We start from the raw sequence: 17,167 nt of genomic DNA, 5'->3' as shown, positions 1-17,167 counted from the left end.
CGCGAAACCATGGACAGAATTCGCCCTCGGCGGCATGCCGGGGCCGGGCATCAGAGGTGCTTGTGGCTCACTACACTTTGCGGCAACTGAAATACTTCGTGACGACGGTCGAATCCGGCAGCGTCGCCGAGGCGTCGCGCCAGCTTTTCATCGCGCAGCCGTCGATCTCCAGCGCGATCAAGGGGCTCGAGGAAAGCTTCGGCGTGAAGCTGTTCATCCGCCATCACGCGCAGGGCGTGTCGCTGACGCCGAGCGGCACGCGCTTCTACCGGAAAGCGCAGGAGTTGCTGCGCATCGCGCACGAATTCGAACAGAACGCGCTCGCCGACAACGACGTGATTACCGGGCAGATCGACATCGGCTGCTTCGAAACGGTCGCACCGCTCTATCTTCCTCAGCTCATCGCCGGGTTTCGCGAGCGCTACCCGGGCGTCAACATCCGGCTGCGCGACGGCGACCAGCAGGAACTCGTGCAGGGCCTGACGTCCGGCACGTTCGATCTCGCGCTGATGTACGACCACGATCTCGACGGCACGATCGAAACCGAGCCGCTGATGCCGCCGCAGCAGCCGTACGTGCTGCTGCCGGAGAACCACCGGTTCGCGGGCCAGCCGCACGTGTCGCTGCGCGACCTCTGTGTCGAGCCGATGATCCTGCTCGACGTGCAGCCGAGCCGCACGTATTTCGTCAGCCTGTTTCATGAGCTCGGGCTGACGCCGAACATCGTGTTCGGCTCGCCGTCGATCGAGATGGTGCGCGGGATGGTCGGCCAAGGGTTCGGCTTCTCGCTGCTCGTCACGCGCCCGTATTCGGAATACACGTACGACGGCCGGCGCGTCGTGACGATCGGCCTCAGCGAAACGGTGAGCCCGTCCGGGCTCGTGAGCGCGCGGCTGAAACGCGGGCAGCTCACCAAGCAGGCACAGTCGTTCGTCGATTTCTGCCGCGAGCGGCTCGCGCAGATCGTCGCGGAATCGGCGCAATAACACTGAGCACTGAAGAAAACGCACGTGCCGCAGGACGGGCGCGTGCGTGTCGGCAACCCGTTCAGGCAGCCGCGGAAAGATGCGCGACCAGACGGCCCAGCATCGCGTCGCATCCGTGCAGCTGTTCGAGCGTGACGAACTCGTCGGGCTTGTGCCCCTGGTCCATGCTGCCGGGCCCGCATACCACGGTCGGAATGCCGGCCTGCCCGAACAGCCCGCCCTCGGTGCCGAACGCGACCGTACCGAACGCATCGGACCCGCTGAGCATCGCGAGCAGGCGCGCGGCCTCGCTGTCGGGCGCGGTCGCGAGCCCCGGGTACGCACCCAGCGGCTGCAACTGGATGTCGGTATCGGGCTGCACCGCACGCATCCTCGGCAACAGTTCGGATTCCGCATAGTCCTGCAGCTTCCGCGGCACGTCGTGCGCATCGAAATCCGGCAGCGCACGCACCTCGAAATCGAACTCGCATTCGGCCGGCACGATGTTCAGCGCGCGGCCGCCCTTGATCAACCCCGTCTGCACGGTCGAGAACGGCGGATCGAAGCGGCTGTCGTGCCGTTCGGGCCGCGCGAGCGCCGCGCCGATCTCGCCGAGCCGGCCGATCAGCTTCGCCGCATAGTCGATCGCGTTGACGCCCGACGGCGCATACGCCGAGTGGCACGCGGCGCCCTTCACGCGGCAGCGCATCGCGAGCTTGCCCTTGTGACCGAGCACCGGCTTCAGTTCGGTCGGCTCGCCGATCAGGCACAGGCGCGGCCGGTGCTCGCGCGCGGCGAGTTCCGCGAGCATCGGCCGCACGCCGAGACAGCCGACTTCCTCGTCGTACGAGAACGCGAGATGCACGGGCACGCCCAGCGGCCGCGCGACGAACTTCGGTACGGCCGCGAGCACCGACGCGATGAAGCCCTTCATGTCGGCCGTGCCGCGGCCGTACAGGCGGCCGTCGCGCTCGGTCAGCCGGAACGGCTCGACCGTCCACGCCTGCCCGTCTGCCGGCACCACGTCGGTGTGGCCCGACAGCGCGATGCCGCCGCGATCGCGCGGCCCGATCGTCGCGTACAGGCTCGCCTTCGTGCGTTCCGAGTTGTAGAACAGTTCGCTCGATACGCCGAAGCCCGCGAGATAGTCGCGGATGAACTCGATCATCTCGAGATTCGAATCGCGGCTGACCGTCGCGAACGCGATCAGCCGTTCGAGCAGCACGCGGCTCGATGCGTCACTCATCGCCCGGCACTCCGTAGCTCGGCGCGGCGGTCGGGTTCAGCGCGCGGGTCTGGTAATCCTGCATCTGCGGCCGATATGCGCGCCACAGCACATCGAGCTGCCCGATCGGGTCGGCATCGGCCCAGTCGACGCGCAGATCGACGATCGGCCAGGTCACGTCGCCGGCCACCTTCAGCGCGGCCGAATGCACCGGCCCCGCCTCGCCGCCGGCTGCGAGCGCCGCATGCATCGCGGCCAGCAGGCGATCGGCGAGCAGGCCGGGCGCCTGTTCGAATGCGCCGGCCATCGCGTCGATCACGCCCTGCGCGGCCAGCAGGTTGCCGGCCGCCACGCATTGCTCGCCCTTCACCGCGTGATGCGTGCCGAGCGCTTCCTTGCCGGTGAAGCACGCCGTCTGCCCCTGGCCGTCGATCACCGTGACCTGCCGGTACTGGCTCCAGCCGTTCGCGCTGAGCGCGCGGTCGAGCGCCGCGGCGGGCGCGAGCTGTTCGTGCTCGATCAGGTCGAGAATCTGCGGGCCGAGCGCCGGCAGCGTGATGTTCTGCGTCGCGACCGCGCCCACGCCCGCACGCACCCACGGGCAGCGCGCACCCACCGCGATGCTCGACGAGCTGATCGCGATGCCGAGCTGGCCCGTCTCCGGGCAGCGCCCGACGATGGAGAAAGTCATCTCGCCTCCGGTGCGCGGTTCGGCTGCCAGTTGTCCGGGATCACCGCGATCACGTCGATTTCCATCAGCCACTGCGGCTGGCCGAGCGCGGACACGACGAGCCCCGTCGAGATCGGATACACGCCCTTCAGCCACTTGCCGACTTCCTGGTACACCGGCTCGCGATAACGCGGGTCGATCAGGTAGGTCGTCGTCTTCACGATGTGCGTGAGGTCGCTGCCGGCTTCCTCCAGCAATTGCTTGACGTTCTTCATCGCCTGCCCGGCCTGCGCGCGCGCGTCGCCGAGGCCGATCAGGTTGCCGTCGAAATCGGTGCCGACCTGGCCGCGCACGTAGACGGTGTTGCCGGCCCGCACGGCCTGGCACAGGTCGTTGTCGAGCGTCTGGTTCGGGTAGGTATCCTTCGTGTTGAACATACGGATACGCGTATGGGTAGGTTGGCTCATCGAGGTCCTTCGATCGTCGGTGGAAACACCCACCGCGCCGGCAGCAGACGCGGCGCGGCGGGTTCGTGTCTGCTCGTCAGTTCGCCGCTTCGGCAAGCGGGCGCGCGTCGGCCTGCGCCGCTTGCGCGGCCGCGCGGTGTTGCGACGCGTCGTGGTAGTCGAGGTACTTGCGCTGCGTGACGATGTGATCGGCGATGTGCTTCGCGTCATGCCACACGCCCCAGATGAAGCTGGAACCGCGCCGCGACAGCCACGGCAGCCCGAGGAAATAGATGCCGGGCTCCTTCGACACGCCGCGCTGGTGCTGCGGCCTGCCGTTCGCCGCGAACGCGTCGACGTTCAGCCAGCCGTAGTCGACCGCATAGCCGGTCGCCCAGACGATCGACGTGACGCCGGCGCCGGCGAGGTCGAGCGCAAGGATCGGATGCGCGACGCATTCGGGGTCCGGCAGGATGCGGCGCGCGTCCGGCTCTTCCGGCAGGTCGAGGCCGTTGCGCACCGCATACGCGTCGGCCGCGTCGAGCAGCGACAGGTAGTTCTCGTCGCCGCGCGCGAGATTGAGCGCGAGGTCGCGTTCGAACACGGCCACGCCGCCGTCGAACGACTTCGTCAGCCCGACCAGCGTCACGCCCTGGTTCGCGAGCGCGCGGAAATCGACCGTATGGCCGCCGCGTGCGCCGCTCACCGCGATCGTCACGTGTTCGCGGCCGGGCGTGGCGACTTCCTTGTCCCATTCGCCGAGCACGCCGAGCCACCAGCAGAAATCGCGGCCGCGATACGCGCGCGGCGGACGATCGTGCGGCCCGACCGACAGGTACACCTGCCGGCCCGCGCGTTGCAGCTCGTCGGCGATCTGCACGCCCGACGAACCCGCGCCGACCACCAGCACCGCACCTTCCGGAAGCTGGCCCGGGTTGCGATAGTCGGCGGAATGGATCTGCACGAGACGTGCGTCGTCCGGCGCGATCGGCGGAATCACCGGGCGCTGGAACGGCCCCGTCGCGACCACCACGCGGTTCGCCTCGATCGTGCCGTCGGACGTCTCGACGACGAAGCCCGGCTTGCCTGCGTTGCGCACGACGTTCTTCACGTCGACGCCGGTGCGGATCGGCGCGTTGAATTTCCGCGCATACGCTTCGAAGTAGTCCGCGACCTGGTCTTTCGATGCGAACGCATCGGGTTCGAGGCCGTCGAATTCGAGCCCCGGGAAGCGGTCGTGCCACGCGGGGCCGTTCGCGACCAGCGAATCCCAGCGCCCGGTGCGCCAGCGTTCGGCGATGCGGCTGCGCTCCAGCACGAGATGGGGCACGCCCAGCTTGCCCAGGTGCTCGCTCATGGCCACGCCGGCCTGCCCGGCGCCGACGACGAGCGTATCGATTGAGGTTGTTTCGACTGCCACGGCTGTCTCCTTCTGAAGTGCGGCTCGATGCGACGTTCTTGCTGTCGCACGAGTTGGAATGGAGACATTCTGCTGACACACCGCCGGAGGCGAAATGATGATTTTTGTTGGTGTTGACGAGCAAAAAGCTGGGTGTGGCGCGGGCGGCGAGCTGCGCAGGACGACGCGCCCGTACTGCACCGGCGCCCACCCGGATGGCGGGCGCCGGTTTCAACGGGTCGCGCCGGCTACGCGTTGGTCCATGGACCGGTGCCCTTCTGATACTGGATCACGCCGCCGTTGATCCGCACCCGCAGGTTGCCGTCCGGCACCTGCACCCAGTTTTGCATGTCGAGGCTCAGCATCAGCGCGGCGAAGAAATCCTGCAGCTGTTGCTGCTGGCTGGCCTGCCAGAGATCGATGCGCCCGAGGCAGGTACGCAGGTCGCCGCTCTGCTGCATGATCGTCTCGACCTGCCCGGCCACGTTCGCCGACGGATCGTAAACCTTCGTGCCGTCGCCGCTGACGATCGACAGATGGATGGCGCGCACCGACGTCGGCTGGCCCGGCGTCTGCTCGACGAGCGCGATGCAGCTCGTCATCGCGCCGAAATCGATTTCCGCCGCATCTCCCCAGATGCGCTCGCCAACCGCCAGCGGCGCGGGACCTTGTACATTGTGAATGTCGTAGGGCATGGGTTCCTCATTTGACTCGATGGGACTGCCGGTGACGGGGCCGCGACGTGTCCGGGAACACGGGCGCGCATCGGTCCCGCCGCTCACATCCCGCATCCGGCCTGATGGCCCGGCGGGTCGTGTCGGTTGATTCCTTGCCACTGCGCGCGGTCGCGCTCTACGTACCCTTCTTGTCCAGCAGCGCCTGATACTTCTGCAGGCTCTCGTCGATCTTGTCGAGCGCGACGCTCGCGGCCTCCCCTTCGATCGCCTCCGCGGCACCCGCGACGATCGCCGCGGTCGCGACGAACAGGTCCGTCAACAGCAGGCCCACCGCATCCATCGCCATCCCGCGCACGTTCTCGTCGATGGTCTTCTGCGCCAGATCCTTCATCAGCACGCTCTTGCCCGCGATCGCCAGCGACGTCGACGCCTCGAAGTAGTTCGCCGCCGCCTGCGCGACCATGCCGCCCGCCTGCGTGATCATCATGTTCGGGCCGACGGCGATCTGCGTCGTCGCGTAGGACGCGGCTTCCGCGTTGATCGCCTGCACGGTCTGCAGCGCCGAACCGCCTGACCCGGCCGTATCGGCGATCTGGTTCGGCGCCTTCAGCGCATCGGTGAGCCTGCGCAGCCGGTTGACCGGCCACGTACGCGCGCCGGCCTTCGACGCCGCGGTGTGCGGCGCGACATCGGCCGGCGTCGGTGCTTCGGCTGCGGCGTCTGCGACATCGCGCGGTGTCTGCGGTGTCTGCGGTGTCTGCGGTGTCTGCGGTGTCTGCGGTGTCTGCGGTGTCTGCGACGTCGGCGGCGGGCCGTCGCCGCGCCCGCCCAAAATGCCTTTCATGTTCATGGTTCAGGTATCCCGAGAGTCAGCGCGTCCTAATGCGTGGAACCCGTCTGCGGCCCGGCCGTCGGCGCATGCGCCGCGCCGCCCGAGGCGGGCTTAGGCGACGCTTCGACGGACAGGATCATGGCCACCGCCTTCGACACGACGGCGTTCGAAATCTGGTTCAGCGCCGCCTGCTGCTGCGTCATGTTCTGCGCCGAGATGCCGACGGCCTGGCTGAACATCTGGTAAAGCGTGCCCAGCGCCTGGGCCGGCGATCCCGCGACGACGCTGACATTGGTCTGCGTCAGCGCGTCGGTAACCTGCTCATTGACTTTGTCTGCCACGAGGCCTCCTCGGATCTCGGCTCCGGCATGCGATTGAAGGAACGGCGGGCCGGCAGGCCATCGACGCCGCGCATGCCGTTAGGAACGCTGCGTGCCCGCGTTCGTGAACGTGCTCACGCGAGTTCCTCGCGCAACTTCTTGCGCAACAGCTCGACGCGCTTTCTGGCAAGCGGCTCGTTGATCCCGAGCGTCGCCGCGATGTTCAGATAGGGCCGGTCCTCCTCGAACTTCAGCGTGAACAGCATCTGCTGCTGCTGCGGGAGCGTGGACAGCGCCTGCTCGAGACGCAGCAGCAGCTGCCGCAGCAGCAGTTGCTGCTCCATCGACGGCGCGTGGCCGGCCAGCTCGACGGTGTGATCGTCGTCCCAGTCCGGGTCGAATTCGAGCCTGCCGCTTTCGCGGAGACGGCGGCGCGCGCCATCGAGGAACGCATGGTTCAGCGCCAGAAACAGAAAGCCGGCCAGGTTCTGAACGCGCTCGGGCGAACGCTGCAGGTAAATATGGACCTTGAGTGCGGTATCGGAGAGCAGTTCGTCGGCACGGTAGATATCGCCCTTGCACAACAGGCGCGCGCGGCGCCGCAATTTCCCCTGCATTTCCCGCCATGTGCGATCGAGCTGCTGCGCCGGTGACTCGGGCGGCGGGGCAGCGTGCTGGTTCGAGGTTGTCATCCCGTGCCTTCCTTTTTTATGGAAAACACAGAATCGATTCGATGCCGCGAATGGCGCTGTTACCCGCGTAACACCGTTATCAAGATAATCGGCTTCGGTAAATTTTCTTGATTATTATGAACGGAAATTTAAATCCCCCGGCATAGCTCCCATCCGTCGTTTCAGGCGCGCCGCCGGGCGTGAATAACGGCATTGCGATGAAAAAGAACGACTGCCGCCGCGACGCGTTCGCGAGCCGGCACGCTGCTATCCGCGTCGATCGACCAAGCGTCCTTGCCGCCGAAGTGCCGCCATATCCGGACTGCTTGCCGATTATCTGGCTATCTCCATTGTTCATTTTTCACGCAGTGCCAAAGGCAGCGTTTTTCGCTAGGTGGCCGCATCGTCAAACAACCTTGCACGGAAAACATGCCTGCCCTTGCTAACGTTCAAACGCTGCGCAATATACCGATACTCACCGATCTGCCGGAAAGCCTGCTGGCTCATATCGAGCGGCATGTCACGCCGTGGCCCGAACACGGCAATCGCCTGTTGTTCTTCAAGGGCGATCCGGGAGATTTCGTCGCCTTCGTGCACCGCGGCCGCGTCTACATGACGCTGCACGAACCCGGCGGACGCGAAATCATTCTCGGCCACTCGGTGCCGGGCGAACTCATCGGCGAAAGCACGCTGATTCGCGCACACCGGCGCAGCTTCACCGCCCAGTTGAGCCCCGACTGCCGCATTTCGCTGCTGCATCGCCAGTACTTCGCGCCGCTGCTGGCCAACGCGGATTTCATGGAGCGCATCCACGAGCAGCTGTGCCGGCACATCCATCAGTTGAGCGACTTCGTCGAGTCGGCGTGCCTGTACCGGCTCGAGGCAAGGCTCGCGCGCCATCTGCTGAACCGCATGCAAGGGAACGATCTCGAGGTGCCGCTGCCGGAGAACCAGAGCATCCTCGCAGCGATGCTCAACGTCAGCCGGCCGCGGCTGAACAGCAGCCTGCAGAGGATGCAGCGCGACGGCCTGATCCGGCTTCACGAGCACGGCGTGACGATCGAAAAACCGGAGCAGCTCCGGTACATCGCCGACGCCAATTGACGCCCCGGCAAGCACGTGCGTCGTGCCGCGACGCGGTGCGGGAAGGTTGCGCGCGCCGGGTTGCGCGGCGCGCGGTGAAGGTCAGCCGCGCCAGTGGCTGATGGCGTTCATCAACTGCGCGATGGCGGCCAGCTGCGACGCAAAGTTGTCGTTTGCCGAGCGCGCCGCGGCTGCGGCCGCCACCGGCGAGCCGGCATAGAGCTGCATGATGCCGACGGTCGTGGCGGCGAGGTTGGACGCCGCCTGGTTCGCCTGCATCTGCACCGCGTTGTGAAGCAGGATCGCGGACGCATGGCTGTTCGACTGCATGAGCGTGCCCAAGGCCACGGCCGGGGATTCGCCCACCACCTTGACGTTGGCTTGCGTGACTGCATCGGTAATCGCGGCGGAAACCTGTTCCGTCATGTCGTTACTCCTGGTTTGCTCGCCGCTGCGGCGCAGTCACGGCGAAAGCATGAGTGGGCCGGTCGGCGATGCTCACCGCACGGTGCCGTCGATGCGCCGCGCGCGCTCGCCGTCGCGGGCGTCGACACGGGGTCGGGTGCCGGGCGGCAGCCACGGGGATCGAGGCTGCCGCCCGGCGTCGACGCCCGGTTACGCGTCAGGCGAGCGCCTTGCCGAGCGCGAGCACGTCAGCCAGTACGGAAAGCACGCCGCTCGAGCCGATTTCCGTCGCGGCGGCGCCGGCGCTCGCCGGCCCGAGCGTATAGAGCTGCATCGTGCCCACGTTCGTCGAGGTCGGCAGCTGGACCGCGGCCTGCGACTGCTGCTGCACGGCGTTCTCGAACAGCACGCTGAGCGAATGGCTCTGGGCCTGGTACAGCGAGCCCGTCGCCATCGCGGGCGCTTCGCCCACCACCTTGACGTTGGTCTGCGTGACCGCGTCGGTGATCGCGGCGTTGACCGTGCATGTCTTGCAGTTGCAGGGGTCCTTCGGATCCTTCGGGTCATTCGGGACCCTCGGGTCTTCGGCGTTCGCGTTTGCGTCATTTGCCATCGTGTTTCTCCTGGTTTGCGAACGGGCGCCGCATCGAATCGGCTCGGCCCGTTCTGTCGGTTGCTCCGGAACACCGCGCGGCACCGCTGTTCAAGCGCCGGCGGCCGTGCCGCGGATCCGCGGCAGGGCGGCGGCATGGGCGGCTCGTGCCGCTTGCGCCGCCGCTCGACCACGGCGTTGCGACGGTGCCTTAGGTGTGGGCCACCGCCTTCCCGATCGCGATCACGTCGGCCAGCAGGGAGATGATCCCGTTCGAGCCGATTTCCGTGGCGGCCGCACCCGCGCTTTCCGGCCCGATCGTGTAGAGCTGCATCGTCCCCACGTTCGTCGACGTCTGCGACTGGATCGCGGCCTGCGACTGCTGCTGCACCGCGTTCTCGAACAGGATGCTGAGCGAATGGCTCTGGGCCTGGTACAGCGAGCCCATCGCCATTGCCGGCGCCTCGGCGACCACCTTGACGTTGACCTGCGTGACGGCATCGGTAATCGCAGGATTGACCTGGCACACTTGACACTTATCACCCATTTTTTGCTCCTTGATTCACGTAGTTGAGAGATCGCACATCGGGGCCGGCCAGTTTCGCGTTCCGCCGCTCGACTTCAGCCGCATGACCCGCGTGCTACTCCATGGACGCTGGGCCGGGCGTATCGTGAACGGCAGCGGTGGCGGCAGCACCCGGCGCGGTCGGTTCGGACAGTTCGGTCGGACCGGCGCCGACGCTTTGCAGCCGGCCGTCTATCGCGTCGAGCCGTACGGCGAGCCGGTCGGCGAGCGAATCGACGTATTGCCGGAAGCAGGCTTCGATTTCCTGCCGGATAAGGCCCGTCAGCTGTTCGCCGATCATCGCCAGCGCCTGGCGGGTGCTGTCCTGGATATCCGCCGTGCCGGAAGCCTGCGCGTCGCCCGGCGGCTCGTGCGCGTCGAGTACGCCGGACACTTTCTGCTGTTCCGACGCCAGCATGCCGAGGGTCGTCTCGTTCTGCGCGTCGATCGTCTGCAGGATGCCGCGCATCTTCTCGTACGCTTTCTGCTGGTTGAGCTGCAGAAAATGCTTGACCTGCTCGCGCGCCTCCTGCCGGGTTTTCAACCGCGGTAATGGCGGGTTCGCGGCGCTCGCCTGCGTGGCCGTGCCGGCGGCCGGCGCCGGCGGGTTCCCGTGCCTGCCCGGCAGCCGCTCCAGCAGCGCCTGTTCTTCGCCCGGCTCGAGCGGCCGTCCCAAGCGCTTCTCCGCAAACTGCCGCAGCAGGGGGTCGAGTGCTTCGCTGCTCATGGCTCACACCTCCTCGATGTCCGCCCGCGGCGCCGGTGCGTGCGGTTCGGGTTCGGATGGACGCGGCGCCGACGCGCGTTGGTCGGCGTGCTGCAATGGATATCGCATGGTGTTCTCCGGGAAATGGATGCGCGACGGCCTTGCCGGAAATTTCGGCAGGACTGCTGCAGGGACGAAGGGTGCGACGGGTCTGTGAAGTCGGTCGCCGGCGCGCGGCGGCTGCGTGTGTCGGGTACCGGATGTCGCCGACGTTCGGGCTGCGCGTGGAAGCGTGCATCGATACGTCGACCGATCGCCCGGTCCAGCGGTTCTTGGACAATCTGCTGCCGGAGGAAGGGACGCGCATGTCGCTCGCGCGCGACGCTAAAGGCGACACAGGCGACGCCTGGGGCCTGCTCGCATACTTCGGACGCGAATCGGCCGGCGCGCTCACGCTGCTCGCCGAAGGCGAGCGGGAAGCGGCGGCAGCACTCGGAGGTATCCGGAATTCCGTGTGCGAGGCGGGTTAGGACTCAGATTCCGATGTTGAATCGCTCTGGGTAAAGCAGCGCAAACTGCGTCATCGCGCTTTTCCGATCGCTGACCTGAGGCAGCTTCGCGAACCCGAAGCGATTGGCCTCGTTCCACCACGTCCACGTCACGTCCGCCGGCGATACGTCCAGATGCATGGCCCGCGGATCGGGGAACGTGTCCCCCCGCATGACGCAGGCCTGGCGATACCACTGATTGAACGTGGCCGCCCGACGATGATCGTCCGTCGCGCTGGCCTGCCAGACGCCCGTCACCGGACACGCGCGCGTGCCTCGACACTGAACGGCAGATCGGGAAATTCGGTGGCGCGCAATGCCTTGCGCTACGCGGGAATGCGATTCCGCCTGTTGCGCGGGCATGGGAATCGCGTCGCCGACGTAATGGAAGAAGATGCGACCGTCCTCAGAAATGACGTTCGGCGGTCGGATACGTCAGTTGTGCGAGCCAGTAGCCGCCGACAGGGGCGGCGGTCGTTTCTGCCTGCGGAGGCACGCCCGCGGGAGGCGTCGCGGGCAGCATGTAACCATCGGGCACGTGTGCTCGACCGGTACCTAGCGAGACCGGATGCACCGCGACCTTGGAAGGTGTTGCCGGCACCGACATCACCACCTTCGCCGCATTGATCAACGTCTCCTTGTTGCCGTCCCACTTGGGCAATTTGGCCGGCGGCAGCGGCACCACCTTGTCCAGATTCGGCAGACGCAGGTCGGGATCTCGCTCAAGGCGATCGGCAAGAACTCCGTAGCGTTCGGCGCGTGCTTCATCCTTGACATGACCGACCAGCGCATCTCCCTTACCGAACGACGCACTTAACCATCCGGCACTCTCTGCACTGCCGAATTTCACGCCCGCGTGCAAAGTCTTGAGTGCGCGTTCGTTGTTCTCGCTCAACTCGGCTCGATCGCCCGCAATTGTCGTCCCCAACTCATATGCCGCCCGCCCATTTCCTTGTGCGACGGCACATTCAAGCATTTGGAGTGCGATCTTGCGGTTGCCCCAGAAGCCTGCCTTCGGATCGTCATAGAGCGCGTCCATCTTGCCGCCCAAATAAGCCATCGCACTCGGGCTGCCCTTGTCCGCAGCAAGTTGCCAGAATGCATATGCCCGGCTGGCATCCTGCTTTACTCCAACTCCGTTCATATAGTACGTGCCCATCAGATCGTAGGCCGCAGGTATGCCCAGCTTCATTCCCTGCTCGGTGATCTGCACCGCACGCTCGGTATTGCGATCGACCCCCAGTCCTTGAGCGTACGCATTCGCAAGATTCAGCATTGCCTTCCAGTGCTTGCGCTCGGCAGCCTTGCTCCATAGCGCGACGGCACCAGCATAGTCGCGCTGGTTCGGCCACAATAGTGCGCTTGTCATCTTCATCGCCTGCTGATTCCAGCGATCCGCCTCTGGATCCACGGCTGGAACGACAGCGGCTTCGTGCACGCAATCAAACGTCTCGCGATGCGGGTTGAAAGCGTCGAGCGACATATTTCGCGGAAGGGAATCCTTCATCGAGCAAGCGGTACAAGCCAAGAACAGGGAGACGGAAAACACGCCCGCCAGGCGCAATCGTTTAGACGTTGTAGAACTCATCGGAACCCGCATGATCTGAAAGTGCGCTAGGCCAGCCGAACGCTGGACGTACGATCGTCTTGAAATGCCATCAGGAAGCCCGCCGGCTCTAGACCGCGCTTCCGTCGTCTGGCATTCGAATCCATGAGTTTTTGCCACTTCATGAACGTTTCCGTGATGACGACGGGACTGCCGTCGCTGCCATCATGTTTGCCACCGGTATGCAGATTCCAAACGCGCCTCCGCAGATCGGTACTCTTGGCACGATCATCGCTGCCCACGTTGATCTCGGCATCAACCGCCATGCTCCGCAAATTCAGGTTGGCACTGCCCAACGTGAAGAAGCCGTCGTCGATCGGCGGCAGTTTACTGTGGATGTAGATTTCCCTGTACCGAGCCGCGATCGACTCCGTCGGCAACGGTAGCATCGGCGCCATGTCCGGGTCGGGCAATTTTTATTGAAACTTTTAATATTTCAGATACCCGACGGAAAACGTCCCGCGTCCGACCGCGCTTTAACCCGGCCATTGCCCGACAATTCTTGACGGTTCATGAACCGCCAAACTGATAGCATGCGCGTCGCCTCGCAATATGTGACGCGCAGCATGCGTTCCGGAACCCGAGCGGACCATCTGATCATCCCCTTTTTTACGTCGCGCAGCCGCCCACGCCACTGTGCACCGCCCGTTTCCCCGCAACACCCCGGCGTCGCCCCCACCCGACCCGTTGCAGCAACCGTTGGAGTGGCGCATCGCGCGCCTGCAAGCATGAAGAAACCGAATCAACCCATCCGCCCCCCGCGCAACAAAGACCGCACGCCGCTGGTGCGCGCGGGCGCGCTGCTGCTGATGGCCGGCCTGCTGTACCTGCTGTGGCCGTCCGCCGAAACCGCGTACCTCGCGATGGAATCGGTGTTGCGCTGACGCGCATGGCCGTCCCCGCGCTGCGCTATACTTTCGCGATGGAAACCAAACCTGCCCTGCCGAACCTGCATTGCTGGTGGCGCGCCTGACCCAGGCGGCCCGTTTCCTTTTGCATGTCCCAAACGTGATGCCGCCAGCCATGGCGGCATTTGCGTTTCTGCGCCGACATCATGGCTGGCGGCTTCGACAACCCGGAGCCAACGACACCATGACCCACCCGAACCGCCCGACCATCCTTACCGGCGACCGCACGACCGGCCCGCTGCATCTCGGCCACTACATCGGCTCGCTGCGCGCACGCGTGCAGATGCAGCATGAAGCACGGCAATTCCTGCTGCTCGCCGATACGCAGGCGCTGACCGACAACATGGGCCGCCGCCAGCGCGTCACCGAGAACGTGATCGAGGTCGCGCTCGACTATCTCGCCGTCGGCATCGATCCGGCGATCTCGACGATCGTCGTGCAGTCCCAGGTGCCCGAGCTCGCCGAGCTGTCGCAATACCTGCTCAATCTCGTCACGGTCGCGCGCCTCGAACGCAATCCGACCATCAAGGAAGAGATCCGCCTGCGCGGCTTCGAGCGCGACATCCCGGCCGGCTTCCTGACCTACCCTGTGAGCCAGGCGGCCGACATCACTGCTTTCAAGGCGACGCACGTACCCGTCGGCGACGATCAGTTGCCGATGATCGAGCAGACCAACGAACTCGTGCGCCGCTTCAACGCGACCGTCGACCAGCCGGTGCTGGTCGAATGCGAGGCCGTGCTGTCGTCGGTCACGCGGCTGCCGGGCATCGACGGCAAGGCGAAAATGAGCAAGTCGCTCGGCAATGCAATCACGCTCGGCGCGACGCCGGACGAGATCGCGCAGGCCGTGAAGGACATGTATACGGATCCGAACCACCTGCGCGTGAGCGACCCCGGCCAGGTCGAGGGCAATGTCGTGTTCACGTTCCTCGATGCGTTCGAGCCGGATGTGCAGAAGGTCGATGAGCTGAAGGCGCACTATCGGCGCGGCGGGCTCGGCGACAGCGTCGTCAAGCGCGTGCTGAACGAACGGCTGCAGTCGTTGATCGAGCCGATCCGTGCGCGCCGCCGAGAGTTCGAGGCCGACAAGGGCGAGGTGATGGCGATCCTGAAGCGCGGCACGATGCACGCGCGGGAAGTCGCGGGTGCGACGCTCGCGGAGGTGAAGGGGGCGCTGGGGCTCACGTATTTCGATTGAGCGGCGTGGGCGGCAAACGCGACCCGGTGACGATGCGCGGCGGAATTTCGAAGCGGCTTGTCAGGCCCCGATCGGCACAAGGCCATTCCACAGGCGGTCAGTCACCGATCGGCGCCGTCACGCCCGCTCGGTCTCCGACGGAGCAGCGTGACACACTGCCTCGATCCGGTTGCCGGCAGGGTCGATCAGAAAGGCCGCGTAGTAGTCGGCATGGTAGTGCGGCCTCAATCCCGGGTCGCCGTCGGACTGGCCGCCGGCAGACAGGCCGGCCTCGAAAAATGCGTGCACCTGCTCGCGGGTAGCGGCCTTGAAGCACCAGTGTCGCTTGCTCGTCCCGACTTCAGCGGGATCCAGATAAACCGCCAGAAAGGTCGATGCGGTGTCGTTGGCATTGCAACGTTCGCCGTAACCGAGTGCGGCGCCCCGGTCATAGACCTTGCATGCACCGAGCGCGGCCATGACGGCATCGTAGAAGGGGCGTGCCTGCTCGATATCCGGAACGCCGATGGACACGTGATCGAGAAGTTGCATGGTGTTTGCTCCGTTGAACGAGCATGAGTCTACACAAGCGTGGCGTATCACACCAAAGTCCCCGCCCGCTAACGGACGAACGGCGATCGTGCTGACACAGACCGCCGCCAACCGCTCCCGCCAATTGCGGACAGGCCCTTAGTCCACTCCGCCGATGCCACACCCACGCGCACCCGCTATCGTTTCCCCGTCATCCACGCCCACCCACGACACCATGACGCCGCAGGAAGCGATCGACCGGCTGGAGATCCAGGATCTGCTGACGCACTATTGCCACGCGGTCGACCTCCAGGACTGGCGCGAATTCGAGCGGCTGTTCGCAGCCAACGCGATGCTCGACTACACAGCATTCGGCGGCCCGGTCGGCAACCGCGCGGAAATCGCGGCCTATCCGAAGCAGGCGACATCGACGATGCGCGCCACGCAGCACACGATCTCGACGGCGCTGCTGATCGTCGACGGCGACGCCGCGACCGCGCGCACCGCCGGCCAGGTGATGATGATCTCGGCCGACGAAGCGGACGACGATCGCGTGTGCTTCGTCGGCCTGTGACATCGCGATCCGCTGATGCGGACCGAATGCGGGTGGCGCATCCGGAGCCGCTTGCAGGAACGCAGCTGGACGCACGACGCGCCGCCGGTCGCAGCGCTCTGAGCGAGCCCGCGCGACGCGCTACTTCATCTGCATCAGTTGAATGAGGTTGCCGCACGTATCGTCGATCACGGCAACGCGCACGGGCCCCGCATCCATCGGCTCCAGCGTGAACCGCACGCCGTGCGCGGTAAGCCGCGCGAATTCGCCATCGAGATCGTCGACCTGGAACGAAGCCGCCGGGATACCGTCCTCGTAAAGCGCCTGTTTGTAAGGCCCCACCGCACGATGGCTGCTCGGCTCGAGCAGCAGCTCGGTGCCGTCCGGCTGGTCCTTCGACACGACGGTCAGCCAGCGATAGTCGCCCACCGGGATATTGTTCTTCAGCCTGAACCCGAGCTTGTCGGTATAGAACGTCAACGCCTTGTCCTGATCGTCGACAAAAATACTCGTCACGTAGATTCGCATGTCAGTCTCTCCTGAAGCGGCAACCGGCAATCGCCGTGCGCCCGGTCACGCCGCATCGTCGATAACAGGCAACGCCCCCGCCGCTATTCTTCGTCGAAATCGATGACAAACGCATAACCGCCGTCGATCAGCTGGCGCAGGTAGCCGTCGAAGTCGTCGGCGATCACCGCGTAGCTGTCGGGGTCGTGCAGGAAGCGCACGACCTGCCCCACCTTGCCGCCGGGCGCGGGATCGAAATCGATGTAGAGCTGCGACGTGCCGCCGTTGTTCATGCAATGCGAGAAACACAGACGTCGGCTCATCGGCAATGCGATGTCGATGCGCGGATCGACGAGTTCGCCGTCGTCGTTCGCGTCGTCGCCGTAGATGTCCGCGATGCTGTCGCGGTACTTCGCGGCTTCGTCGAGCATCTGCTCGGCCGACAGCAGGTAGTACGGATATTCGTAGACGTCGGAGCCCAGCACCAGCACGTTGATCGTCGTGCCGCCGTAGTCGCGCCAGTACGTGCCGTCGAGTTTGCCGAGCAGTTCGAGCAGGCTGGCCGGGCATTGCGGATACGCGGCGCGCAGCGCGTCGAGTTGCGCGGGCATCGCGCCGGTGGCGGCGGCGAGCGCCGCGTTGTCGGCGTCGGGCAGCGCGGCGCGCAGGCCGGCCAGATAGGTGTCGACGAGGGTCATCGCGTCAGGTCCGGGTTCGTGAAACGGGCAAGCGCCATTCTAGCGCCCGCCGCAGCCCGCTTTGCCGACCGGATAACCGATCC

The 17,167-nt window shown here is 65.7% G+C and carries 23 protein-coding genes and 1 pseudogene; 6 read left to right on the top strand and 18 right to left on the bottom strand.

All coding sequences use genetic code 11. From position 1 onward, the window contains the following. The first annotated feature begins 62 nt into the window (after positions 1-62). Positions 63-986, top strand: a complete 924-nt coding sequence (locus KVT39_RS12110; protein WP_034184673.1) for a LysR substrate-binding domain-containing protein — start codon at positions 63-65, stop codon at positions 984-986. 61 nt (positions 987-1,047) lie between these two features. Here KVT39_RS12110 and argE read toward each other — a convergent pair whose 3' ends face one another. The 8 genes from argE to KVT39_RS12070 all read right to left on the bottom strand — a co-directional run bounded on the left by argE (position 1,048) and on the right by KVT39_RS12070 (position 7,226). Then, entirely contained in the window at positions 1,048-2,211 is a 1,164-nt protein-coding gene (gene argE, locus KVT39_RS12105; protein ID WP_217589156.1) for an acetylornithine deacetylase, read from the bottom strand. After that, the gene (locus tag KVT39_RS12100) at positions 2,204-2,881 is read right to left on the bottom strand and encodes a DUF1028 domain-containing protein (RefSeq protein ID WP_217589155.1); all 678 of its coding nucleotides are present in this window, start codon (positions 2,879-2,881) and stop codon (positions 2,204-2,206) included. The genes argE and KVT39_RS12100 overlap by 8 nt, the downstream gene beginning before the upstream one ends. After that, entirely contained in the window at positions 2,878-3,327 is a 450-nt protein-coding gene (locus tag KVT39_RS12095; protein WP_105391581.1) for a RidA family protein, read from the bottom strand. The genes KVT39_RS12100 and KVT39_RS12095 overlap by 4 nt, the downstream gene beginning before the upstream one ends. Before the next feature lie 76 nt (positions 3,328-3,403). Next, complete coding sequence (locus KVT39_RS12090) at positions 3,404-4,726, bottom strand: NAD(P)/FAD-dependent oxidoreductase (RefSeq protein ID WP_217589154.1); 1,323 nt, start codon at positions 4,724-4,726, stop codon at positions 3,404-3,406. A 227-nt stretch (positions 4,727-4,953) separates the two neighbouring features. Beyond that, positions 4,954-5,400, bottom strand: a complete 447-nt coding sequence (locus KVT39_RS12085) for a hypothetical protein (RefSeq protein WP_034184499.1) — start codon at positions 5,398-5,400, stop codon at positions 4,954-4,956. Positions 5,401-5,557: 157 nt separating this feature from the next. Beyond that, positions 5,558-6,226 (bottom strand): hypothetical protein, encoded by a 669-nt coding sequence (locus KVT39_RS12080; RefSeq protein WP_254640458.1) that lies wholly within the window; start codon positions 6,224-6,226, stop codon positions 5,558-5,560. A 35-nt stretch (positions 6,227-6,261) separates the two neighbouring features. Continuing rightward, a complete protein-coding gene (locus KVT39_RS12075) occupies positions 6,262-6,555 on the bottom strand; it encodes a RebB family R body protein (RefSeq protein ID WP_105391584.1) in 294 nt (97 codons plus the stop codon). A 113-nt stretch (positions 6,556-6,668) separates the two neighbouring features. Continuing rightward, on the bottom strand, positions 6,669-7,226 hold the full coding sequence (locus tag KVT39_RS12070) for an RNA polymerase sigma factor (protein WP_217589152.1): 558 nt from the start codon (positions 7,224-7,226) through the stop codon (positions 6,669-6,671). A gap of 273 nt (positions 7,227-7,499) precedes the next feature. On the opposite strand from KVT39_RS12070, the gene KVT39_RS12065 reads away from it, so the two are divergent. After that, the gene (locus KVT39_RS12065) at positions 7,500-8,309 is read left to right on the top strand and encodes a Crp/Fnr family transcriptional regulator (RefSeq protein ID WP_243712491.1); all 810 of its coding nucleotides are present in this window, start codon (positions 7,500-7,502) and stop codon (positions 8,307-8,309) included. An 81-nt stretch (positions 8,310-8,390) separates the two neighbouring features. Here the strand turns inward: KVT39_RS12065 and KVT39_RS12060 are convergent, their stop codons facing one another. From KVT39_RS12060 to KVT39_RS12045, 4 genes are all read right to left on the bottom strand, one after another. Beyond that, entirely contained in the window at positions 8,391-8,714 is a 324-nt protein-coding gene (locus tag KVT39_RS12060) for a RebB family R body protein (RefSeq protein ID WP_034184504.1), read from the bottom strand. A 196-nt stretch (positions 8,715-8,910) separates the two neighbouring features. After that, positions 8,911-9,306 (bottom strand): RebB family R body protein, encoded by a 396-nt coding sequence (locus KVT39_RS12055; protein ID WP_217589151.1) that lies wholly within the window; start codon positions 9,304-9,306, stop codon positions 8,911-8,913. Between the two features lie 190 nt (positions 9,307-9,496). After that, complete coding sequence (locus tag KVT39_RS12050) at positions 9,497-9,832, bottom strand: RebB family R body protein (protein WP_034184505.1); 336 nt, start codon at positions 9,830-9,832, stop codon at positions 9,497-9,499. 94 nt (positions 9,833-9,926) lie between these two features. Further along, on the bottom strand, positions 9,927-10,577 hold the full coding sequence (locus tag KVT39_RS12045) for a hypothetical protein (RefSeq protein ID WP_217589150.1): 651 nt from the start codon (positions 10,575-10,577) through the stop codon (positions 9,927-9,929). 233 nt (positions 10,578-10,810) lie between these two features. Between KVT39_RS12045 and KVT39_RS37980 the strand changes: the two are divergent. Then, positions 10,811-11,041, top strand: a pseudogene (locus KVT39_RS37980) (HipA N-terminal domain-containing protein); the annotation flags it as partial. A gap of 48 nt (positions 11,042-11,089) precedes the next feature. Here the strand turns inward: KVT39_RS37980 and KVT39_RS37975 are convergent. The 3 genes from KVT39_RS37975 to KVT39_RS12030 form a co-directional block, all read right to left on the bottom strand. Beyond that, positions 11,090-11,467 (bottom strand): hypothetical protein, encoded by a 378-nt coding sequence (locus tag KVT39_RS37975; RefSeq protein ID WP_254640489.1) that lies wholly within the window; start codon positions 11,465-11,467, stop codon positions 11,090-11,092. Positions 11,468-11,510: 43 nt separating this feature from the next. Further along, positions 11,511-12,611, bottom strand: coding sequence for a DUF6396 domain-containing protein (locus tag KVT39_RS12035; protein ID WP_254640457.1), 1,101 nt, complete (start codon positions 12,609-12,611; stop codon positions 11,511-11,513). Between the two features lie 107 nt (positions 12,612-12,718). Then, on the bottom strand, positions 12,719-13,108 hold the full coding sequence (locus KVT39_RS12030; RefSeq protein ID WP_217589148.1) for a hypothetical protein: 390 nt from the start codon (positions 13,106-13,108) through the stop codon (positions 12,719-12,721). 330 nt (positions 13,109-13,438) lie between these two features. On the opposite strand from KVT39_RS12030, the gene KVT39_RS12025 reads away from it, so the two are divergent. Both KVT39_RS12025 and trpS read left to right on the top strand, forming a co-directional pair. Further along, positions 13,439-13,594 carry a hypothetical protein gene (locus tag KVT39_RS12025; protein WP_165948094.1) on the top strand — a complete coding sequence of 52 codons (156 nt, stop codon included), beginning with the start codon at positions 13,439-13,441 and terminating at the stop codon, positions 13,592-13,594. A 208-nt stretch (positions 13,595-13,802) separates the two neighbouring features. Beyond that, positions 13,803-14,816, top strand: coding sequence for a tryptophan--tRNA ligase (gene trpS, locus KVT39_RS12020; protein WP_034184508.1), 1,014 nt, complete (start codon positions 13,803-13,805; stop codon positions 14,814-14,816). A 117-nt stretch (positions 14,817-14,933) separates the two neighbouring features. Here trpS and KVT39_RS12015 read toward each other — a convergent pair whose 3' ends face one another. Next, on the bottom strand, positions 14,934-15,347 hold the full coding sequence (locus tag KVT39_RS12015; protein WP_217589147.1) for a VOC family protein: 414 nt from the start codon (positions 15,345-15,347) through the stop codon (positions 14,934-14,936). A gap of 214 nt (positions 15,348-15,561) precedes the next feature. On the opposite strand from KVT39_RS12015, the gene KVT39_RS12010 reads away from it, so the two are divergent. After that, the gene (locus tag KVT39_RS12010; RefSeq protein WP_217589145.1) at positions 15,562-15,900 is read left to right on the top strand and encodes a nuclear transport factor 2 family protein; all 339 of its coding nucleotides are present in this window, start codon (positions 15,562-15,564) and stop codon (positions 15,898-15,900) included. A 120-nt stretch (positions 15,901-16,020) separates the two neighbouring features. Here the strand turns inward: KVT39_RS12010 and KVT39_RS12005 are convergent, their stop codons facing one another. Together KVT39_RS12005 and KVT39_RS12000 are read right to left on the bottom strand one after the other, a co-directional pair. Next, positions 16,021-16,407: a VOC family protein gene (locus tag KVT39_RS12005; protein WP_034184511.1), complete on the bottom strand. Its 387-nt coding sequence runs from the start codon at positions 16,405-16,407 to the stop codon at positions 16,021-16,023. Positions 16,408-16,490: 83 nt separating this feature from the next. Beyond that, positions 16,491-17,084, bottom strand: a complete 594-nt coding sequence (locus KVT39_RS12000; protein WP_034184512.1) for an SMI1/KNR4 family protein — start codon at positions 17,082-17,084, stop codon at positions 16,491-16,493. Between the last annotated feature and the right edge of the window lie 83 nt (positions 17,085-17,167).

The sequence above is a fragment of the Burkholderia sp. GbtcB21 genome (genome assembly GCF_019091065.1).
Classification (GTDB): Bacteria; Pseudomonadota; Gammaproteobacteria; order Burkholderiales; family Burkholderiaceae; genus Burkholderia; species Burkholderia pyrrocinia_C.
The sequence above is the reverse complement of the archived record's forward strand: the minus strand, read 5'-3'. Positions and strand labels throughout refer to the sequence as shown.

What these genes read in the sequence shown, in the direction of transcription:
- trpS (WP_034184508.1), top strand. Translation starts at nt 13,803, where the DNA reads ATGACCCACCCGAACCGCCCGACCATCCTTACCGGCGACCGCACGACC.
- KVT39_RS12010 (WP_217589145.1), top strand. Translation starts at nt 15,562, where the DNA reads ATGACGCCGCAGGAAGCGATCGACCGGCTGGAGATCCAGGATCTGCTG.
- KVT39_RS12095 (WP_105391581.1), bottom strand. Translation starts at nt 3,327, where the DNA reads ATGAGCCAACCTACCCATACGCGTATCCGTATGTTCAACACGAAGGAT.
- KVT39_RS12030 (WP_217589148.1), bottom strand. Translation starts at nt 13,108, where the DNA reads ATGGCGCCGATGCTACCGTTGCCGACGGAGTCGATCGCGGCTCGGTAC.
- KVT39_RS12015 (WP_217589147.1), bottom strand. Translation starts at nt 15,347, where the DNA reads ATGCAACTTCTCGATCACGTGTCCATCGGCGTTCCGGATATCGAGCAG.
- KVT39_RS12055 (WP_217589151.1), bottom strand. Translation starts at nt 9,306, where the DNA reads ATGGCAAATGACGCAAACGCGAACGCCGAAGACCCGAGGGTCCCGAAT.
- KVT39_RS12060 (WP_034184504.1), bottom strand. Translation starts at nt 8,714, where the DNA reads ATGACGGAACAGGTTTCCGCCGCGATTACCGATGCAGTCACGCAAGCC.
- KVT39_RS12000 (WP_034184512.1), bottom strand. Translation starts at nt 17,084, where the DNA reads ATGACCCTCGTCGACACCTATCTGGCCGGCCTGCGCGCCGCGCTGCCC.
- KVT39_RS37975 (WP_254640489.1), bottom strand. Translation starts at nt 11,467, where the DNA reads ATGCCCGCGCAACAGGCGGAATCGCATTCCCGCGTAGCGCAAGGCATT.
- KVT39_RS12050 (WP_034184505.1), bottom strand. Translation starts at nt 9,832, where the DNA reads ATGGGTGATAAGTGTCAAGTGTGCCAGGTCAATCCTGCGATTACCGAT.
- KVT39_RS12070 (WP_217589152.1), bottom strand. Translation starts at nt 7,226, where the DNA reads ATGACAACCTCGAACCAGCACGCTGCCCCGCCGCCCGAGTCACCGGCG.
- KVT39_RS12035 (WP_254640457.1), bottom strand. Translation starts at nt 12,611, where the DNA reads ATGAAGGATTCCCTTCCGCGAAATATGTCGCTCGACGCTTTCAACCCG.
- KVT39_RS12045 (WP_217589150.1), bottom strand. Translation starts at nt 10,577, where the DNA reads ATGAGCAGCGAAGCACTCGACCCCCTGCTGCGGCAGTTTGCGGAGAAG.
- KVT39_RS12025 (WP_165948094.1), top strand. Translation starts at nt 13,439, where the DNA reads ATGAAGAAACCGAATCAACCCATCCGCCCCCCGCGCAACAAAGACCGC.
- argE (WP_217589156.1), bottom strand. Translation starts at nt 2,211, where the DNA reads ATGAGTGACGCATCGAGCCGCGTGCTGCTCGAACGGCTGATCGCGTTC.
- KVT39_RS12085 (WP_034184499.1), bottom strand. Translation starts at nt 5,400, where the DNA reads ATGCCCTACGACATTCACAATGTACAAGGTCCCGCGCCGCTGGCGGTT.
- KVT39_RS12005 (WP_034184511.1), bottom strand. Translation starts at nt 16,407, where the DNA reads ATGCGAATCTACGTGACGAGTATTTTTGTCGACGATCAGGACAAGGCG.
- KVT39_RS12080 (WP_254640458.1), bottom strand. Translation starts at nt 6,226, where the DNA reads ATGAAAGGCATTTTGGGCGGGCGCGGCGACGGCCCGCCGCCGACGTCG.
- KVT39_RS12100 (WP_217589155.1), bottom strand. Translation starts at nt 2,881, where the DNA reads ATGACTTTCTCCATCGTCGGGCGCTGCCCGGAGACGGGCCAGCTCGGC.